Below are 14,169 nucleotides of genomic sequence, written 5' to 3'. Positions count from 1 at the left end.
GTGCACTCTATTCGGCAATTGACATTGTGGAGTGTCACCGGGGCGGCGGCGGGCTCAACCTCGTGTTTCAGGCAGGTCGTGAACTAAAACCGTGGCGGGACGTCCCAGCGGTACATGACCTCCATGATCGGCTTATGAGCCTCATCGCAGCCGCATAAAGCAAAAGAGGTAACGGTGAACAGCGCACGAATCCGAGAGGCTAAACAAGCCGTCCGTGAACATGTATGGGCACTGCTGGAACGTGAGGATGCGGCGCCCGAGGGCGTGGCAGGCCATATCCCAGACTTCATGGGCGCAGACGCTGCCGCCCAACGTCTCGCTGAACATCCCGTCTGGCAGGTCGCGCACGTCATTAAGGCTGTGCCGGATTTGGCCCAGTTGCCCGTACGTGCCCGGGCCCTCCAAGACGGCAAGCAGCTTTACATGGCCTCCCCAAAACTCGCCAGCGAAAAGCCGTTCTACCTGCTGGCACCCGAAAAACTCACAGTACCGCCGCACGAGGCCGCCGCACACCGCACTGCAGCAAAAGTTGCACAGCCCGTAGATTTGGATGAGATGCCGCCAGTCGACTTGATTGTATGCGGGAGCGTGGCCGTTAACCTCGAGGGTGTGCGACTTGGCAAGGGCGCTGGCTACTCCGATATCGAAGTAGCCCTGCTTCAAGAATCCGGTCTCATAGGCCCGGACACGATCATTGCGACTACCGTCCACCCCCTTCAAGTATTGGACGAGATACTGCCAGAAGCCGACCACGACTTTCACGTAGACCTCATTATCACCTCAGATGAAACCATTGAATGCCCGCCGCGTCCCCGTCAGCACAGCATCATATGGAAACATCTCACTCCGAACGCCGTCGCGGCGATTCCGGCGCTTGCGACGCGCAAGCGGACCAGCGGGCAGTGATGATTCCCCGCCTTATGGCCATCTAGCACCAACGCCAGTAACTTACGCGTGCGACGCCTGGGTTTGCGGTGAGTTTGGGACACGGACACGCCGTGGCGTCGGCGTGTCTGTGTCCCAAACTCACCGCAAAGTCACTGGCATTGCATCTGGCCGCCCTCTTAACGCCCGTCCGCCTCCGCAGGCAGGGCGAAACCAGAACCCTCGTCAGGCAGCATGACCAGGCGTACGGCCATGCGGCGAGAGCCGGGGGCCGGTCGCCCGACCCCAAGGACTATGTGCACCGCGCGGGCCGCACCGCCCGGGCCGGTGAGTCCGGCAGCGTCGTCACGTTGGTGCTGGCGGGCCAGCGCCGCGAGATGAGCCGACTGATGGCAGAGGCCGGCATCGAGCCCACCATCACCAAGGTACGCTCAGGCGAGGCGGAGCTGAGCCGGATCACCGGGGCCAAGGCCCCCTCCGGCACCCCGCTCGACGGCAGGCCCGCCGCGCCCCGGCCCAAGAACACCAACGCTCCCTTCCGCGGCCTGGGCACCAGCAAGGACACCTCCCGCGGCGCCGGCGGCAACTCCCGAAAAGCTGGCGAGGCCCGCAAGCTCGCCGAAGCCCGCAAGGCGGCCCTGGTGCGTCGCGGCGGCTGAGAGCCGCTGCCCTTGTGGTGTGCCCGGCATGACAAGCTGTGCTTCCCACTGCCCGACCCCAGGAGGTCGCCATGACCGCAGAGTCTGCACCCAAAGAAGGTTCGGAGCCGGCCGACCCCGAGACGTCCGCTCTGGTGCCCGACAGCGACGGCCACTACGACCTGAAGCGCAAGTTCCGGGAGGCCCTGGCGCGCAAGCGCGGTATGCAGGCGGACGCCGCTGACCTCGCTGCGAACGTCGAGGCGTCGAAGGTCCGTAGGGCGAACGGCCCGGCTGCGAGCCAGCGGTCGTTCCGGCGCAAGAGCGGCGGCTGAGTCAATGAGCTCTTTCAGCATTGCCGCTCCAGAGTGAGCACGGCCGCGGAGATTGACGACATTCGATTCGGACTGCACCGGGACCTGCGGAAGATCCGCCACGACTTCAGCCGCGCGACGCCGCGCTCGACCGGTGCCCGTGCTGTGGACAGCGCTCGGTTGACGGTTTGCTGGGTCGGGGTGAGGTCACGGCCCGGCGGGCGTCTGAGGGGTGTCGTCACCCACGGGCCGGCTCCCATGTAGGCGCGGTCGGCGGGAAGGGAACGCCCTGGCGTTCACAGATCCGGATGATCCGGTGGGCGCGGGCCGCAGTGAGATCGTGCGCGCGGCCGGGCATCGTCGGCGAGATCCACAGCAGCCGCCCGACCGGGTCGGTCACCATCTGCACGTTTACTCCGTGTCGGCGGTGCTTGTGGGAGAAGTCGGCCCGGCCGTCGCCGACCCGGTCGCACTCCGCCAGGGTGCCGTCGAGCAAGACGTAGTCCGGGTCCGCCTCGCGCAGGGCACGCAGCAGGCCAGGAGAGCGGTCGGCAAGCAGGTCGACGACGGCTGTCGTGTAGGCGTGGGCGGTGCCGACGGAGATGCCGAACCCGGCCGCGATCTGGGCGAGGGTGTCGCGCCGGCGCAGGTACACCAGGCCGACCAGGGCACGAACCAACGCGGCTCCTGTGCCTGTGGGTTGAGACTTCGAACACCTCCCCCAACGGCACGGGAGCCTCGTGCGTTGCGGGCACCGATCCCGTCCCCCGATCAGTGGCCACGCTGAAAGAGCTCACTGTGTGAACATTCCTGCTTCAGACTCTCCGTGCTCGAACGCGATGCGGCAGCGTTCAACCTGATCGGCCACCCACGGCCCAGGCATCGTCGGGCAAGGCGTAGTGGAACCGGATCGCGTAGTAACGGCCCTCGTGAATACGCAGCTCTGGCATGCCCACAAACTGTCACAGCTCGCGAGCTGGAGGCACATGGATTCCTGACCATGCCGTCCGTCAACCGAACCGGAGGTACATGGCGCAGCCGGCGGTTACTGGACGGCCTTTCGAGCATGAAGGGTGACCAGCCCAGATCGGGCACCCCCTTAACGCCCGTCCGCCTCCGCAGGCAGGGCGAAACCAGAACCCTCATCAGGCAGCATGACCATGCGTACGGCCATGCGGCGAGAGTCGGGGGGCCGGTTGCCTGGCTCCGTCACGTACTTGTGCAGCAAGGTCTGGTACTCCTCAGCGAACGCCCCTATCTGTTCCTTTGTCATCCACAGGCCGGAGCGGTAGATCTGATTCCACCCTGCCGAAGCGTCATAGCCGACGTAGGCCTTGACGACCAGGTTCAGGTCCTGCGTCATCTTGAGCGCGCCGATCTTCAGCGCGGCCTCGCGCTCGTCGGCTGTCATCGCCAGCCCCGGGGGCGTGAAGATGTCCGTCATGAGTGATTTCCACCAGCGTTCCCGACCTTGGGACCGCTCCTCGATCTCGGCGATCAGCTTGAGATCGGCGAGCTTACGCAGGTGGTAACTGGTCGTGCCGGTGCTCTCACCAAGCGCCTTGGCGACGCTGGTGGAGTTCGCTTCACCGTGCTCGCCGAGGTAGCTCAGGATGTCGCGGCGCACCGGGTTGGACAGCGCCTTGGAGAAGGCCTTGAGGTCCGGGCCGGTAAGAACTCGTGTCTCGGGACGCTCAGCCATGCCGCCACCCTACTGCAGAGAGTCTCTGCAGTGATTGCAGACAATTTTTGCAGAGAGTCTCTGCAGAAGGTACGGTGGAAGGCATGACGACCCACGGATGGGCCGAACGCTCGGGGGCGAGATGCGGAAAAGAATGATCAAGAGTGTTCTCGCGACCGCAGACATACCGCAGGTGGCGACTACCGCTTGGACGTCCATCGGGTCGGAGGGGGCCACCCATGCCTGACTCGCTGAATGCCCGGATGCGCGACGACATCGACGACCAGGTCGCCGAAGCATTCGACGCGTATCTGGCGGACCGCCTGGCCGAGCCGGGTCCCCTCCGTACCGCACTGGCCACCAGGCGCAGTGCGGGGGTGGTGCTGGGCACGATCAGTCTGGGCGCCCTCGCCACAGCATTGGCGCCGACCAGCACCACGGTCGTCTGCTGGGTTTGGGGTGCGATCGCCTTCGTCGACGTGGCTTGGCTACTGACTGCTCGCCGCCATTGACGTGCTTCCCACAAGATCGGCTTCGCGTTCCTCCCGGCTTCTTCGTAGCAGACGGCGACGCCCGGGCAACTACTGATCGTTTCAGAATGAAGCGCTTGGCCAGACGGTTGTGCGCTGCGAAGATGCGATCTCGACCGGGCAGTGGAGGACGGGGGCACCTGATGACGCAGTGGCGGCTCTTGCGGCTCGCATAGGCTGGCCGTCTCATCCGACGCACCGCGACCAGGATCAGCCCATGCGCAGCAGCACCAGGATCCGCCTGATCGAGCCCACCGACGCCGCTCCGATCGCCGCGCATCGGGTGCGGGACTTCGAGGCTTTCCGGCCGTGGGAACCGGCCCAGCCGGCCGACTTCTTCACCCCGGAGGGCCAGGCGGAGCGGATCGACAGCCTGCTGGCCGGATACCGGGCCGGCTCGGTCTGGCCGGGCGTGGTGCTCGCCGACGACCAGGTGATCGGGCAGGTCACCGTCGGAGGCATCCTGCCGCAGCCGCACCTGCGCCGCGGCTCCGTCGGATACTGGATCGCCAGCGTCGCCCAGAATCAAGGGCACGCCGGGCACGCCGTCGGGCTTGCACTCCGGGTGATGACGGACGAACTCGGGTTGCACCGCGCCGAGGCGTCCACCAATCTGGAGAATCTACCGTCGCAGCGGGTGCTGCGACGCAACGGGTTCAGCCCGTACGGAGTCGCGCACTCCTCGATCTTTCTCGACGGGAGCTGGCGGGACGGGCTGCTGTGGGAGCGGGTCCTCGGCGACTAAAGACGCCCCGGCTACGGCGTGAGCGTCACCTTCGTGACTGCCGCACGGTGCGGAAGGCATCAGCCCTGATATCTACGTACACCTCACACCGCAGCACGACGAACACCCCGGTCACGCGGAACACCCCACACCGCGCCCGGAGCAACAGCGGGAGACACGTACAGCGGAACGCCGGCAATCACGCGACGCGGCGAGCACTGAGTGCTCGCCGATGCCGGGCACGGCTGGCTCCACGAGAAACCCCCGGAGGCCGGCCTTCAGGCGATCGCCGACCTGCCGCGCGCGGCGGACGGCTGATGCCAGGGAAGCCCTGATGCCAGGGCCTAGCCGGCCGCGCCCACCATGCGCAGGGCCAGCCCGGCGTAGAGTTCGCCGACCTCGTCGGGGGTGCTGCGGCCGCGGGGGTTGAACCAGCGTGCGACGTCGATGCACAGCGACAGGACGGCGACGGCGGTGCCGCGGGCGTCGGCGACGTCGAAGTCGCCCGCCTTCACCCCGTCCTCGACGATCGCGCGCACCGCGCCGTCCGAGGCCTTCCGCATCGCGGTGATCTCGGCGTAGTGGTCCTCGGCGAGCGCGCCGATCTCGTACTGGACCACACGGGCGGTGGTGTGGTGCTCGGCGTGCCAGCGGACGAAGGAGCGCACGGCGTCGGCGAGCCGCTCGGCGGGGGTGCCGCCGGCGTCCCTGGCCTCCTCGAGGATCTCGAGCGCGAACCGGTGGCCGACCTTGCTGATCTGGTAGAGCAGCTCTTCCTTGGTCTTGTAGTGGATGTAGAGCGCGGCGGGGCTCATGCCGGCGCGGCCCGCGATGTCGCGGGTGGTGGTGGCGTGGTAGCCGCGCTCGGCGAAGGCGTGCACCGCGGCGGTCATCAGCCGCCGGGCCGCGTCCGGGGTGATGTCGCGCCACGCCTCGGGGGTGCCCTCGGTGTTCTTCGCCTCCGCGTCCATGGCGGACACCCTACATGGCGGTGAGCAAGCGCTTAGCTTCACTCGGGCGGCCCGGACAGCTCAGGCGGCTCAGGCGGGCGGGCTCGCGCCGCGCGGCTCGGCCGAGGGCTCCGTACGGGACGCGGAGACCTCGGCCGGCGTGGGCGGGGCGGGTGGGGCGGCGCGCTTGGCGGGGCGTATCGCTACGCCCGCGGAGGCGAGCAGCAGCACGCCGAGCATCACGAAGGGGGCGGCGGTCCCCGCGATCCCCGCGAGCAGGCCCGCGGAGGCGGGGGCGGCGACCTGGCCGAGGCGGTTGCCCGTCAGCCGCAGCGCCAGCGCGGTGGAGCGGGCCCCGTCCGGGGCGGCCTGGACGACGGTGGTCATGGACAGCGGCTGGCCGACGCCGAGGCAGAAGCCGAGCGCGGCCAGCAGGATCCCGAGCGCCCAGGCGGGCACCGGCAGGGCGAGCGCCGCGCACAGCAGCCCGGCCCCCAGGCAGCTGACGGCCATCAGGACCGTGCGGCCCATCAGCCGGATCATCGGGGTCATGACGAGCCGGCAGGCGACGGTGGCGGCGGCGCGCACGCTCAGCAGCAGGCCGACGACCGCGGGTGCGATGGACCGCTGTTCGCCGACGACGGGCAGGTAGGCGGTGAGGATGTCGGTGGCGGAGAGCACGGCGAGGCTGATGAAGATGCCGGAGGCCACGCCCCGGGTGCGCAGGATGCCGCCGACGGGGACCCGGCCGGGGCGTGCCCCGTCGGCAGGGGACTGGCGCGGCCCCACAGCCGGGGTGCGGTGCTCGATGCGCCACAGGGACGTGACCGCGAAGGCCGCGACGACAGCGGACACGAAGAGCGCGGCCGCGCTGGTCCCGGCCAGGGCGTCGGCGCGCTCGGAGACCACCTGACCCGCGGCGATGGGGCCGATCAGCTGGCCGAGGGAGGCGCCGATGGTGAAGTGGCCGAAGTTGCGGTCCTGGTCCTCGGGGGCGCTCTGGCGGGCCACCAGGGACTGGGCGCCGATCACGAAGGACAGATGGCCCAGGCCCATCACCCCGCTCCAGGCGGCCATCTCCAGCAGCGACCCGGCCCGGCCGCTGAGCGCGCAGCCGGTCGCGATCAGCGCGACGCCGATGGGCAGCAGCGGGGCGCAGCGCCCGTGGTCGGTGCGCCGCCCCAGCGGTACGGCGGCGAACAGCGGCAGCAGGGCGTAGACGCCCGCGATCACGCCGACCGCCCGGGCGTCGGCGCCCAGCGCGAGAGCCCGGTAGGAGACGGCAGGCCGCGCCATGCTCACCGCCCCCTGCGCGAAGGCGAAGGCGATGACCAGGCGCAGCAGCCAGCCCCTACCGGGCTCCCGTATTCCCACAGGTCAGATGATGCCGAAGAGCAGACCCGCGCCGAGCACCACCAGCGACGTGAGTGCCGCCCACTTCACCACGAAGCGGGTGTGATCGCCGAATTCGACCTTCGCCATGCCGACCAGGACGTAGACGGCCGGGACCAGTGGGCTGGACATGTGCAGGGCCTGTCCGACCAGGGAGGCGCGGGCGATCTCGACCGGGGCGACCCCGTGCGCGGCGCCGGCCTCGGCGAGGATCGGCACGATGCCGAAGTAGAAGCCGTCGTTGGACATGAAGTAGGTGAGCGGGATGGACAGGATGCCGGTGACCAGGCCCATGTGCGGGCCCATCCCGTTCGGGATCCCGTCGACCAGCCAGCGGGCCATGTGCTCGACCATGCCGGTGCCGGTGAGCACGCCGGTGAAGACGGCGGCGGCGAAGACCATGCCGGAGACGTTGACGACGTTCTCGGAGTGGGCGGCGATGCGGGCCTTCTGGTCGGCGACGCGCGGGAAGTTGACGGTGAGCGCGATGGCGGCGCCGAGCAGGAACAGGACCGGGATGGGCAGGTCCTCGCGGATCATCATGGTCAGCAGGGCGATGGTGAGGGCCGCGTTGAACCAGTACAGCTTGGGGCGCAGGGTGGCCCGGTTGGGGTCGAGCCCCTGGTGCTCCTCGGAGCCGTCATCGCTCACCTGGCTCACCTCGGGCGCCTCGGCGTCGGTGCCGCCGCCCGCGCCGCCGATGGCCTTCTTGCCCTTCCCGCCCTTCGCGCCACGGCCGGAACCGGCGCCGACCAGCACCGTCTCGGGGTCGGCGGTGACCTCCTCGAGCGTCAGCGTCCCCAGGCGCTTGCGCTCGCGCAGGCCGAGGCCGTAGGCCAGGGCGAAGACGAAGACCAGGCCGGCCGCGAGGGCCGGGATCATCGGAACGAAGATGTCGCTGGCGTCGAGCTTGAGCGCGGCGGCGGCGCGGGCGGTGGGGCCGCCCCAGGGGAGCGTGTTCATCACGCCGTTGGCCATGGCGGCGACACCGGTCATGACCACCAGGCTCATCTTCAGCCGCCGGTACAGCGGCACCATGGCCGACACGGTGATCATGAAGGTGGTGGAGCCGTCGCCGTCGAGCGAGACGATCGCGGCGAGCAGCGCGGTGCCGACGACCACCCGCATCGGGTCGGCCTTGCAGAACCGCAGGATGACCCGGACGATCGGGTCGAAGAGGCCGACGTCGATCATCACCCCGAAGTAGATGATGGCGAACATCAGCATGGCCGCGGTGGGCGCGAGGTCACCGACACCCTTGAGGACGTAGTCCCCCAGATGCGCCCCCTTCCCGACGATGACGCAGAAAAGCGCCGGGATGAGCACCAGCGCGCCCATCGGGGTCATCTTCTTCATCATGATCAACACCAAGAAGGTGGCAATCATGACGAATCCGAGGATTGTCAGCATATTTGGCTACCTCACGTTCGCCCTTGAACTCCCCCAGAAACTGGCGGTCGAGGTGACGTTAGGTGGCGCAACTTTCCGTTAACAAGGTCTTGACGCGTGAGCAATAAGCGCAAAACCCCAGGTCAGCCCGGGGTGACCGGATTGGCCACCGTGAGCTGCACCGGGCAGCCGTTGAGCACCGCGGTGCCGGACAGCGGATCGAGGCGGGATCCGTCGATGAGCTGGTTGACGTTCACCCCGGCGTGCGCCGCCGCGACCGACATCCGGGTGCCGGGCCGGTCGTGCCCCCAGCCGTGCGGAAGGCTGACCACTCCGGTCCGTACCGCGTCCGTCACCTCCACCGGCACCTCCAGCTCCCCGCCGTCCCCCTTGACCCGCACCAGGCCGCCGTCGGCCACGCCCAGCCGGGCCGCGTCCTCGGGATGCACCTGCAGTGTGCAGCGATTGCTGCCGCCGACCAGCGCGGGGACGTTGTGCATCCAGCTGTTGTTGGAGCGCAGATGGCGCCGGCCGACCAGCAGCAGCCCGTCGGCGCGGCCGCCCAGCGACCGGCGCAGCCGCTCCACCTCGGCGGCCATCGGCTCCGGGCACAGCTCGACGGTGCCGCTGCGGGTCCTGAGCAGGCCGGGCAGGCCGGGCCGCAGCGGCCCCAGGTCGATGCCGTGGGGGTGGGCCAGCACCTTGGCCAGGGTCAGCCCGTCGGGGTCGGCGCCGAAGCCGTCGCCGTACGGGCCGAGCCGCAGCATCATGTCCAGCCGCCGCTCGGCGCCACCGACCCCGGTGAGATGGGCGGCCAGTTCTCCCCGGTCGCGTCCGTGCACCGGCGACTCGGGGTCGGCCACGGCCTTGCCGAGGGCCGCGTCGATCGCCATGGCGTCCACGGCCGCCGGGTCGGCGCCGGCGTGCCCGCCCGCGCACAGCACCAGCCGCGCCAGGATCTCGGCCTCGCTCAGCCGGTCCGCGTCCAGCGGGATCGCGGGGCGGGTGTAGCGGACCTGGTTGCGGACGGCGAGGGTGTTGAAGGCGAAGTCGAAGTGGGGGCTCTGGCTGGGCGGGGGCGGCGGCAGGACGACCTGCGCGTGGCGCGAGGTCTCGTTCAGATACGGGTCCACGCTCACCATGAAGTCGAGCCCGGCCAGCGCCCGGTCCAGCCGGTCGCCGTCCGGCGCGGACAGCACGGGGTTGCCCGCTATCACGATCAGCGCCCTGACCTGCCCCTCCCCCGGGGTCTCGAGCTCCTCGGCCAGCGCGGCCGCGGGCAGCTCGCCCCTCGCCTCGGGGTGCCCGCTCACCCTGCTGCGCCAGCGGCCGAGCGCGAACCCCTTTCCGGGGCGCGGCGGGCGCGGCGCCCTGGCGGTGGCGGAGAGCGGGAACATGGCCCCGCCGGGCCGGTCGAGGTTGCCGGTGAGGGCGTTCACCACATCGACCAGCCAGCTGGTGAGCGTGCCGAACTCGACGGTGGTGGAGCCGATCCGCCCGTAGACGACGGCGCGCGGCGCGGCGGCGAGCTCGCGGGCGAGCGTCCGGATCTCCTCGGCGGGCACCTCGCAGGCCGCGGCCACCGCCTCGGGCGGGAAGTCCGCCGCCAGCCGCCGCACCTCCGCCACGCCCGTCACCAGCTCGCCGACCCGTCCTGGGCCGTGCCCGCGAAGTCCCGCCGGGCCCGCGACGCCTGGCACCGCACCTCGCTGCGTTGTCGGGCTCGTCCGAGTAGGCCCACTACGAGGACGACCCTCCGCCTTGCGATGCACGGCACCAGACGCCGCGGGCTGATCCGACGGGACTTCACGGGCACGGCCCAGCTCCACCAGGTCCTCGGCGAACAGCACCTGCACCACCGCGAACAGCAGCAGCGCGTCCGTGCCGGGCCGGATGGCCAGATGCCGGTCGGCGGCCTCGGCCGTACGGGTGCGGCGCGGGTCGACCACGGTGAGCCGCCCGCCGCGCCGCCGCAGGGCCTTGAGCCGCCCGGGGAAGTCGGGGGCGGTGCACAGGCTGCCGTTCGAGTCCAGCGGGTTGGCGCCGATGATCAGCAGGTGGTCGGTGTGGTCCAGGTCCGGCACCGGGATGGCGTTGGCGTCGCCGAAGAGCAGACCGCTGGAGACGTGCTTGGGCATCTGGTCGAGGGTGCTGGCGGTGAAGATGTTCCGGGTGCCGAGCGCGCCGAGCAGCAGCGGCGGATACAGCCCGCCGGCCATGGTGTGGACGTTCGGGTTGCCGAGGAACACGGCCGCCGCCTGCGGCCCGTACCGCTCCAGCAGCGGCCGCAGCCCGGCCTCCACCGCGGCGAACGCCTCGTCCCAGCCGGTCGGCTCCAGCCGGGCCCCCCGCCGCACCAAAGGCTCCCGCAGCCGGTCGGGGTCCGCGTCGAGCTGGCCGAACGACGCGCCCTTGGGGCAGATGAAGCCCTGGCTGAAGACGTCGTCGCCGTCCCCTCGCGCTCTGGTGACCCGCCCCTCCTCGATGGTCAGGGTCAGCCCGCAGGTGGCCTCGCACAGCGGGCAGATGCGCAGAGCGGTACGGCTCATCGGTCCCTCCTGGGGACGGTGGCGGCAACGGTGACGCGACGGAGCCTCACCCTACCGACTGGTACGCATGTGGGGGAGGGTCGGGCCACGCGGCGAAGCCGCATATCGGACGCTGCCCCTCACGGCCTCGCGTACGTTCAGCGGCCCTCGCGAGCGTTCGGCGGCCTCGCGCGCGTTCAGTCGAGCACGCCCGCCAGATACGAGCGCAGCAGTTCCTTGGTCTCGGCCACGATCACCGGGTCGCCATCCGGGTCGACTCGGAAGGCCAGCCGCAGCAGCGCGTCCGCCGTCTCGACGGCGAGCAGGAACGCCACCCGCACCCGCTCCCCCGCCTCGCCGGACTCCTCCAGCCCCAGCCGCTCGCCGAGGAGCTCGCGCAGCCGGTCCGCGACCAGGTGGTTGGGCTGGTCGGGCGGGGCGGTCACGGGCACCGGCATGCCGAACTCGACCAGTGCGAAGCCCGGCGCCCCGCGCTTCATCGCCAGATACTCGTCGACCACCACATCCATGGCCTCCCGCCAGCCCCCGCCGCCCGTACCGTCCGTGGCGGCCGTGCCGGACTCCGCCAGGCGCTCGGTGACGCGCGCGGCGTACTCGTCGAGATTGCGGTGGGCCAGGGCCTCGGCCATCGCGCGCTTGTTGGAGAAGAAGCGGTAGACGGAGCCGATGGGCACGCCGGCGCGCTCGGCGACAGCGCGGGTACTCAGGTCCTCATAGCCGGTCTCGTCGAGGAGTTCGGCGCAGGCGTCGAGGATCCGGCCGAGGCGCTCGGCGCTGCGGCGCTGGACGGGGGCGCGGCGGAGGGGCGGTATGGGCACGCCACCATCCTGCCCGATCATTGACGCACCCCGCGTTCGATTCCTATGGTCGTACACAGGAATCGCAACGCCGAGTGACCAAGTGGCGGGAGCCGGACGATGAGCGGCGGTACGGACATCGAGCGGGCGCGCGAGACGGCCGCGGGGCTGGCCCATTCCCCCGGGTCCCGCGGGTTCGGCAATGAGCACAGCAGCGAGGCCATCGCCGGAGCGCTGCCCGTCGGCCGCAACTCCCCCCAGCGCGCCCCGCTCGGGCTGTACGCGGAGCAGCTCAGCGGCACCGCCTTCACCGAGCCGCGCGCCCACAACCGCCGCTCCTGGCTGTACCGCATCCGCCCGTCCGCCGCGCACCCGCCCTTCGTCCGGGTCGACAATGGCGCACTGCGCGGCGCGCCTTTCACCGAGTGCGCGCCGGATCCCAACCGGCTGCGCTGGGACCCACTGCCCGAGCCCGCCCCCGGCACCGACTTCCTGGCCGGCCTGTGGACGCTCGGCGGCAACGGCGACGCCGCCCGCCGCTGCGGCATGGCGATCCACCTCTACGCCGCGAACGCGCCCATGACCGACCGGGTGTTCAGCGACTCCGACGGCGAGCTGCTGATCGTGCCCGAGGCGGGCGGGCTGCTGCTGCACTCGGAGTTCGGGCGGCTGCGCGCCGAGCCGGGGCATGTGGCGCTGGTGCCGCGCGGTGTGCGCTTCCGGGTCGAGCCGCTCGACGCCGCCGTGCGCGGCTACGTCTGCGAGAACCACGGCCGCCCCTTCGACCTCCCCGAGCTCGGCCCGATCGGCGCGAACGGGCTCGCCAACGCGCGGGACTTCCTGGCCCCGGTCGCGGCGTACGAGGACGCCCCGGGCCCGGTGGAGGTGGTCAACAAGTTCTGCGGCAACCTCTGGTCCGCGACGTACGACCACTCCCCGCTTGACGTCGTCGCCTGGCACGGCAACCACGTCCCGTACGTGTACGACCTGCGCCGCTTCAATGTGCTCGGCACCATCAGCTACGACCACCCGGACCCGTCGATCTTCACGGTCCTCACCTCGCCCTCGGACACCCCCGGCGTGGCGAACGTCGACTTCGTCGTCTTCGCGCCGCGCTGGCTGGTCGGCGAGGACACCTTCCGGCCGCCGTACTTCCACCGCAATGTGATGAGCGAGTACATGGGCCTGATCGAGGGCGCGTACGACGCCAAGACCGCCGGCAAAGGGGGCTTCGTACCCGGGGGCGGCTCGCTGCACAACATGATGTCCGCGCACGGCCCCGACCGGGAGACCTTCGAGCGGGCGAGCACCGCGGAGCTGACGCCCCGCAAGGTCGACGACGGGCTGGCCTTCATGTTCGAGACCCGCTGGCCGGTGACGGCCACCCGGCAGGCGCGCGAGGCGGGCCACCTCCAGCAGGGGTACGACGACGTCTGGCAGGGCCTGGAGCGGCACTTCCGGTGACCACCTTCGCCCCCGACTCCCTCACCCTGAACCGCAAGCTGCCGCTGTGGTACCAGGTCTCGCAGTCGCTGCGGGCCTCCATACTCGGCCGCGGCCCGCATGAGCCGCTGCGCCTGCCCACCGAGGACCGCCTGGCCGCCCACTACGGCGTCAGCGTCCTGACGATGCGGCAGGCGCTCAAGGAGCTGGAGTCCGAAGGGCTCATCAGCCGCCACCGGCGGCGCGGCACCTTCATCGAGCCGAGCGCGCGGCGCGGCGCGCCGGTGCGGCTGCTGGGCTCGGTGGACGCGATCGTGGCGCAGCAGTCCGGCGAGCGGACGACCGTGCTCGGCCACGGGCCCGTCCCCGTCCCGGCGGAGCTGGCGGAGCACTTCCCGGGCCTGCGCGAGGCCACGGCCTACCGGCGGCTGCGGAGCGACGCGGCGGGCGGCGAGCCGACCAACTGGGCCGAGAACTTCGTGCGCCCCGAGGTCGCGTCGCGCATCGACGTGGCCGACCTCGCGCGCTGGCCGATGACAAAGGTGCTGCGGGACGCGGTGGGCGTCCGGATCAGCCGCATCACGGACACCGTCGAGGCCCGGCTCGCCGACCCGGAGACGGCCCGCCTGCTGCGGGTCCCCCTGCTCAGCCCGATCCTGCACTACACGGGGGTGACCTACGACGAGACGGGCCGGGCGGTCGACGTGGCCCGCATCCATTACCGGGGGGACCGCTTCTCGTTCACGGTCACGGTCGAGGCGGAGTGACCGCCGTCGGCTGAGCTGTCGGCCGCTGCTCGCCGCGCGGCGCACGCCGCGGGACGCGTGGATACGATGCGGGGTGGGAGTGGGGACACGTGCCGGGGGAAGGGCTGCGG

At 70.7% G+C, this 14,169-nt stretch carries 13 protein-coding genes and 2 pseudogenes; 8 read left to right on the top strand and 7 right to left on the bottom strand.

Going from position 1 to position 14,169, the window contains the following annotated elements; genetic code table 11:
* Positions 1 to 174: 174 nt before the first annotated feature.
* From ACWY4P_RS42635 to ACWY4P_RS42625, 3 genes and pseudogenes are all read left to right on the top strand, one after another.
* A complete protein-coding gene (locus tag ACWY4P_RS42635; RefSeq protein WP_456206199.1) occupies positions 175 to 906 on the top strand; it encodes a 5-formyltetrahydrofolate cyclo-ligase in 732 nt (243 codons plus the stop codon).
* Positions 907 to 1,166: 260 nt separating this feature from the next.
* Positions 1,167 to 1,544: pseudogene (locus tag ACWY4P_RS42630) on the top strand (DEAD/DEAH box helicase); the annotation flags it as partial.
* 71 nt (positions 1,545 to 1,615) lie between these two features.
* Positions 1,616 to 1,858 (top strand): DUF5302 domain-containing protein, encoded by a 243-nt coding sequence (locus ACWY4P_RS42625; protein WP_456206198.1) that lies wholly within the window; start codon positions 1,616 to 1,618, stop codon positions 1,856 to 1,858.
* A 14-nt stretch (positions 1,859 to 1,872) separates the two neighbouring features.
* On the opposite strand, the pseudogene ACWY4P_RS42620 reads toward ACWY4P_RS42625, so the two are convergent.
* Positions 1,873 to 2,510: pseudogene (locus ACWY4P_RS42620) on the bottom strand (transposase family protein); the annotation flags it as partial.
* A 426-nt stretch (positions 2,511 to 2,936) separates the two neighbouring features.
* Complete coding sequence (locus ACWY4P_RS42615) at positions 2,937 to 3,539, bottom strand: ArsR/SmtB family transcription factor (protein WP_456206197.1); 603 nt, start codon at positions 3,537 to 3,539, stop codon at positions 2,937 to 2,939.
* A gap of 218 nt (positions 3,540 to 3,757) precedes the next feature.
* On the opposite strand from ACWY4P_RS42615, the gene ACWY4P_RS42610 reads away from it, so the two are divergent.
* Both ACWY4P_RS42610 and ACWY4P_RS42605 read left to right on the top strand, forming a co-directional pair.
* Positions 3,758 to 4,030: a hypothetical protein gene (locus ACWY4P_RS42610; RefSeq protein ID WP_456206196.1), complete on the top strand. Its 273-nt coding sequence runs from the start codon at positions 3,758 to 3,760 to the stop codon at positions 4,028 to 4,030.
* Positions 4,031 to 4,265: 235 nt separating this feature from the next.
* The gene (locus tag ACWY4P_RS42605) at positions 4,266 to 4,793 is read left to right on the top strand and encodes a GNAT family N-acetyltransferase (protein WP_456206195.1); all 528 of its coding nucleotides are present in this window, start codon (positions 4,266 to 4,268) and stop codon (positions 4,791 to 4,793) included.
* A 323-nt stretch (positions 4,794 to 5,116) separates the two neighbouring features.
* On the opposite strand, the gene ACWY4P_RS42600 is transcribed toward ACWY4P_RS42605, so the two are convergent.
* From ACWY4P_RS42600 to ACWY4P_RS42590, 3 genes are all read right to left on the bottom strand, one after another.
* Entirely contained in the window at positions 5,117 to 5,743 is a 627-nt protein-coding gene (locus ACWY4P_RS42600) for a TetR family transcriptional regulator (protein ID WP_456206194.1), read from the bottom strand.
* A gap of 69 nt (positions 5,744 to 5,812) precedes the next feature.
* Positions 5,813 to 7,096: an MFS transporter gene (locus ACWY4P_RS42595; protein ID WP_456206193.1), complete on the bottom strand. Its 1,284-nt coding sequence runs from the start codon at positions 7,094 to 7,096 to the stop codon at positions 5,813 to 5,815.
* Between the two features lie 3 nt (positions 7,097 to 7,099).
* On the bottom strand, positions 7,100 to 8,524 hold the full coding sequence (locus ACWY4P_RS42590; RefSeq protein WP_456206192.1) for a CitMHS family transporter: 1,425 nt from the start codon (positions 8,522 to 8,524) through the stop codon (positions 7,100 to 7,102).
* On the opposite strand from ACWY4P_RS42590, the gene ACWY4P_RS42585 reads away from it, so the two are divergent.
* The gene (locus ACWY4P_RS42585) at positions 8,472 to 8,606 is read left to right on the top strand and encodes a hypothetical protein (protein WP_456213375.1); all 135 of its coding nucleotides are present in this window, start codon (positions 8,472 to 8,474) and stop codon (positions 8,604 to 8,606) included. The two genes, ACWY4P_RS42590 and ACWY4P_RS42585, sit on opposite strands and share 53 nt — an antisense overlap.
* A 40-nt stretch (positions 8,607 to 8,646) precedes the next feature.
* Here the strand turns inward: ACWY4P_RS42585 and ACWY4P_RS42580 are convergent, their stop codons facing one another.
* Together ACWY4P_RS42580 and ACWY4P_RS42575 are read right to left on the bottom strand one after the other, a co-directional pair.
* A complete protein-coding gene (locus ACWY4P_RS42580) occupies positions 8,647 to 11,052 on the bottom strand; it encodes a molybdopterin oxidoreductase family protein (RefSeq protein ID WP_456206191.1) in 2,406 nt (801 codons plus the stop codon).
* Between the two features lie 176 nt (positions 11,053 to 11,228).
* On the bottom strand, positions 11,229 to 11,891 hold the full coding sequence (locus ACWY4P_RS42575; RefSeq protein ID WP_456206190.1) for a TetR family transcriptional regulator: 663 nt from the start codon (positions 11,889 to 11,891) through the stop codon (positions 11,229 to 11,231).
* 78 nt (positions 11,892 to 11,969) lie between these two features.
* Between ACWY4P_RS42575 and hmgA the strand changes: the two genes are divergently transcribed.
* Positions 11,970 to 13,313 (top strand): homogentisate 1,2-dioxygenase, encoded by a 1,344-nt coding sequence (gene hmgA / locus ACWY4P_RS42570; protein ID WP_456206189.1) that lies wholly within the window; start codon positions 11,970 to 11,972, stop codon positions 13,311 to 13,313.
* Complete coding sequence (locus ACWY4P_RS42565) at positions 13,310 to 14,059, top strand: GntR family transcriptional regulator (RefSeq protein WP_456206188.1); 750 nt, start codon at positions 13,310 to 13,312, stop codon at positions 14,057 to 14,059. The genes hmgA and ACWY4P_RS42565 overlap by 4 nt, the downstream gene beginning before the upstream one ends.
* Positions 14,060 to 14,169: the final 110 nt, after the last annotated feature.

It is taken from the genome of Streptomyces sp. LZ34 (assembly GCF_053890475.1).
This window is presented reverse-complemented; position numbering and strand designations above follow the sequence as displayed.

Excerpts from the sequence above, each read along its gene's own strand:
- ACWY4P_RS42625 (WP_456206198.1), top strand. The coding sequence starts at position 1,616 with ATGACCGCAGAGTCTGCACCCAAAGAAGGTTCGGAGCCGGCCGACCCC.
- ACWY4P_RS42615 (WP_456206197.1), bottom strand. The coding sequence starts at position 3,539 with ATGGCTGAGCGTCCCGAGACACGAGTTCTTACCGGCCCGGACCTCAAG.
- ACWY4P_RS42610 (WP_456206196.1), top strand. The coding sequence starts at position 3,758 with ATGCCTGACTCGCTGAATGCCCGGATGCGCGACGACATCGACGACCAG.
- ACWY4P_RS42605 (WP_456206195.1), top strand. The coding sequence starts at position 4,266 with ATGCGCAGCAGCACCAGGATCCGCCTGATCGAGCCCACCGACGCCGCT.
- ACWY4P_RS42600 (WP_456206194.1), bottom strand. The coding sequence starts at position 5,743 with ATGGACGCGGAGGCGAAGAACACCGAGGGCACCCCCGAGGCGTGGCGC.
- ACWY4P_RS42585 (WP_456213375.1), top strand. The coding sequence starts at position 8,472 with ATGATCAACACCAAGAAGGTGGCAATCATGACGAATCCGAGGATTGTC.
- ACWY4P_RS42590 (WP_456206192.1), bottom strand. The coding sequence starts at position 8,524 with ATGCTGACAATCCTCGGATTCGTCATGATTGCCACCTTCTTGGTGTTG.
- ACWY4P_RS42580 (WP_456206191.1), bottom strand. The coding sequence starts at position 11,052 with ATGAGCCGTACCGCTCTGCGCATCTGCCCGCTGTGCGAGGCCACCTGC.
- ACWY4P_RS42575 (WP_456206190.1), bottom strand. The coding sequence starts at position 11,891 with ATGATCGGGCAGGATGGTGGCGTGCCCATACCGCCCCTCCGCCGCGCC.
- hmgA (WP_456206189.1), top strand. The coding sequence starts at position 11,970 with ATGAGCGGCGGTACGGACATCGAGCGGGCGCGCGAGACGGCCGCGGGG.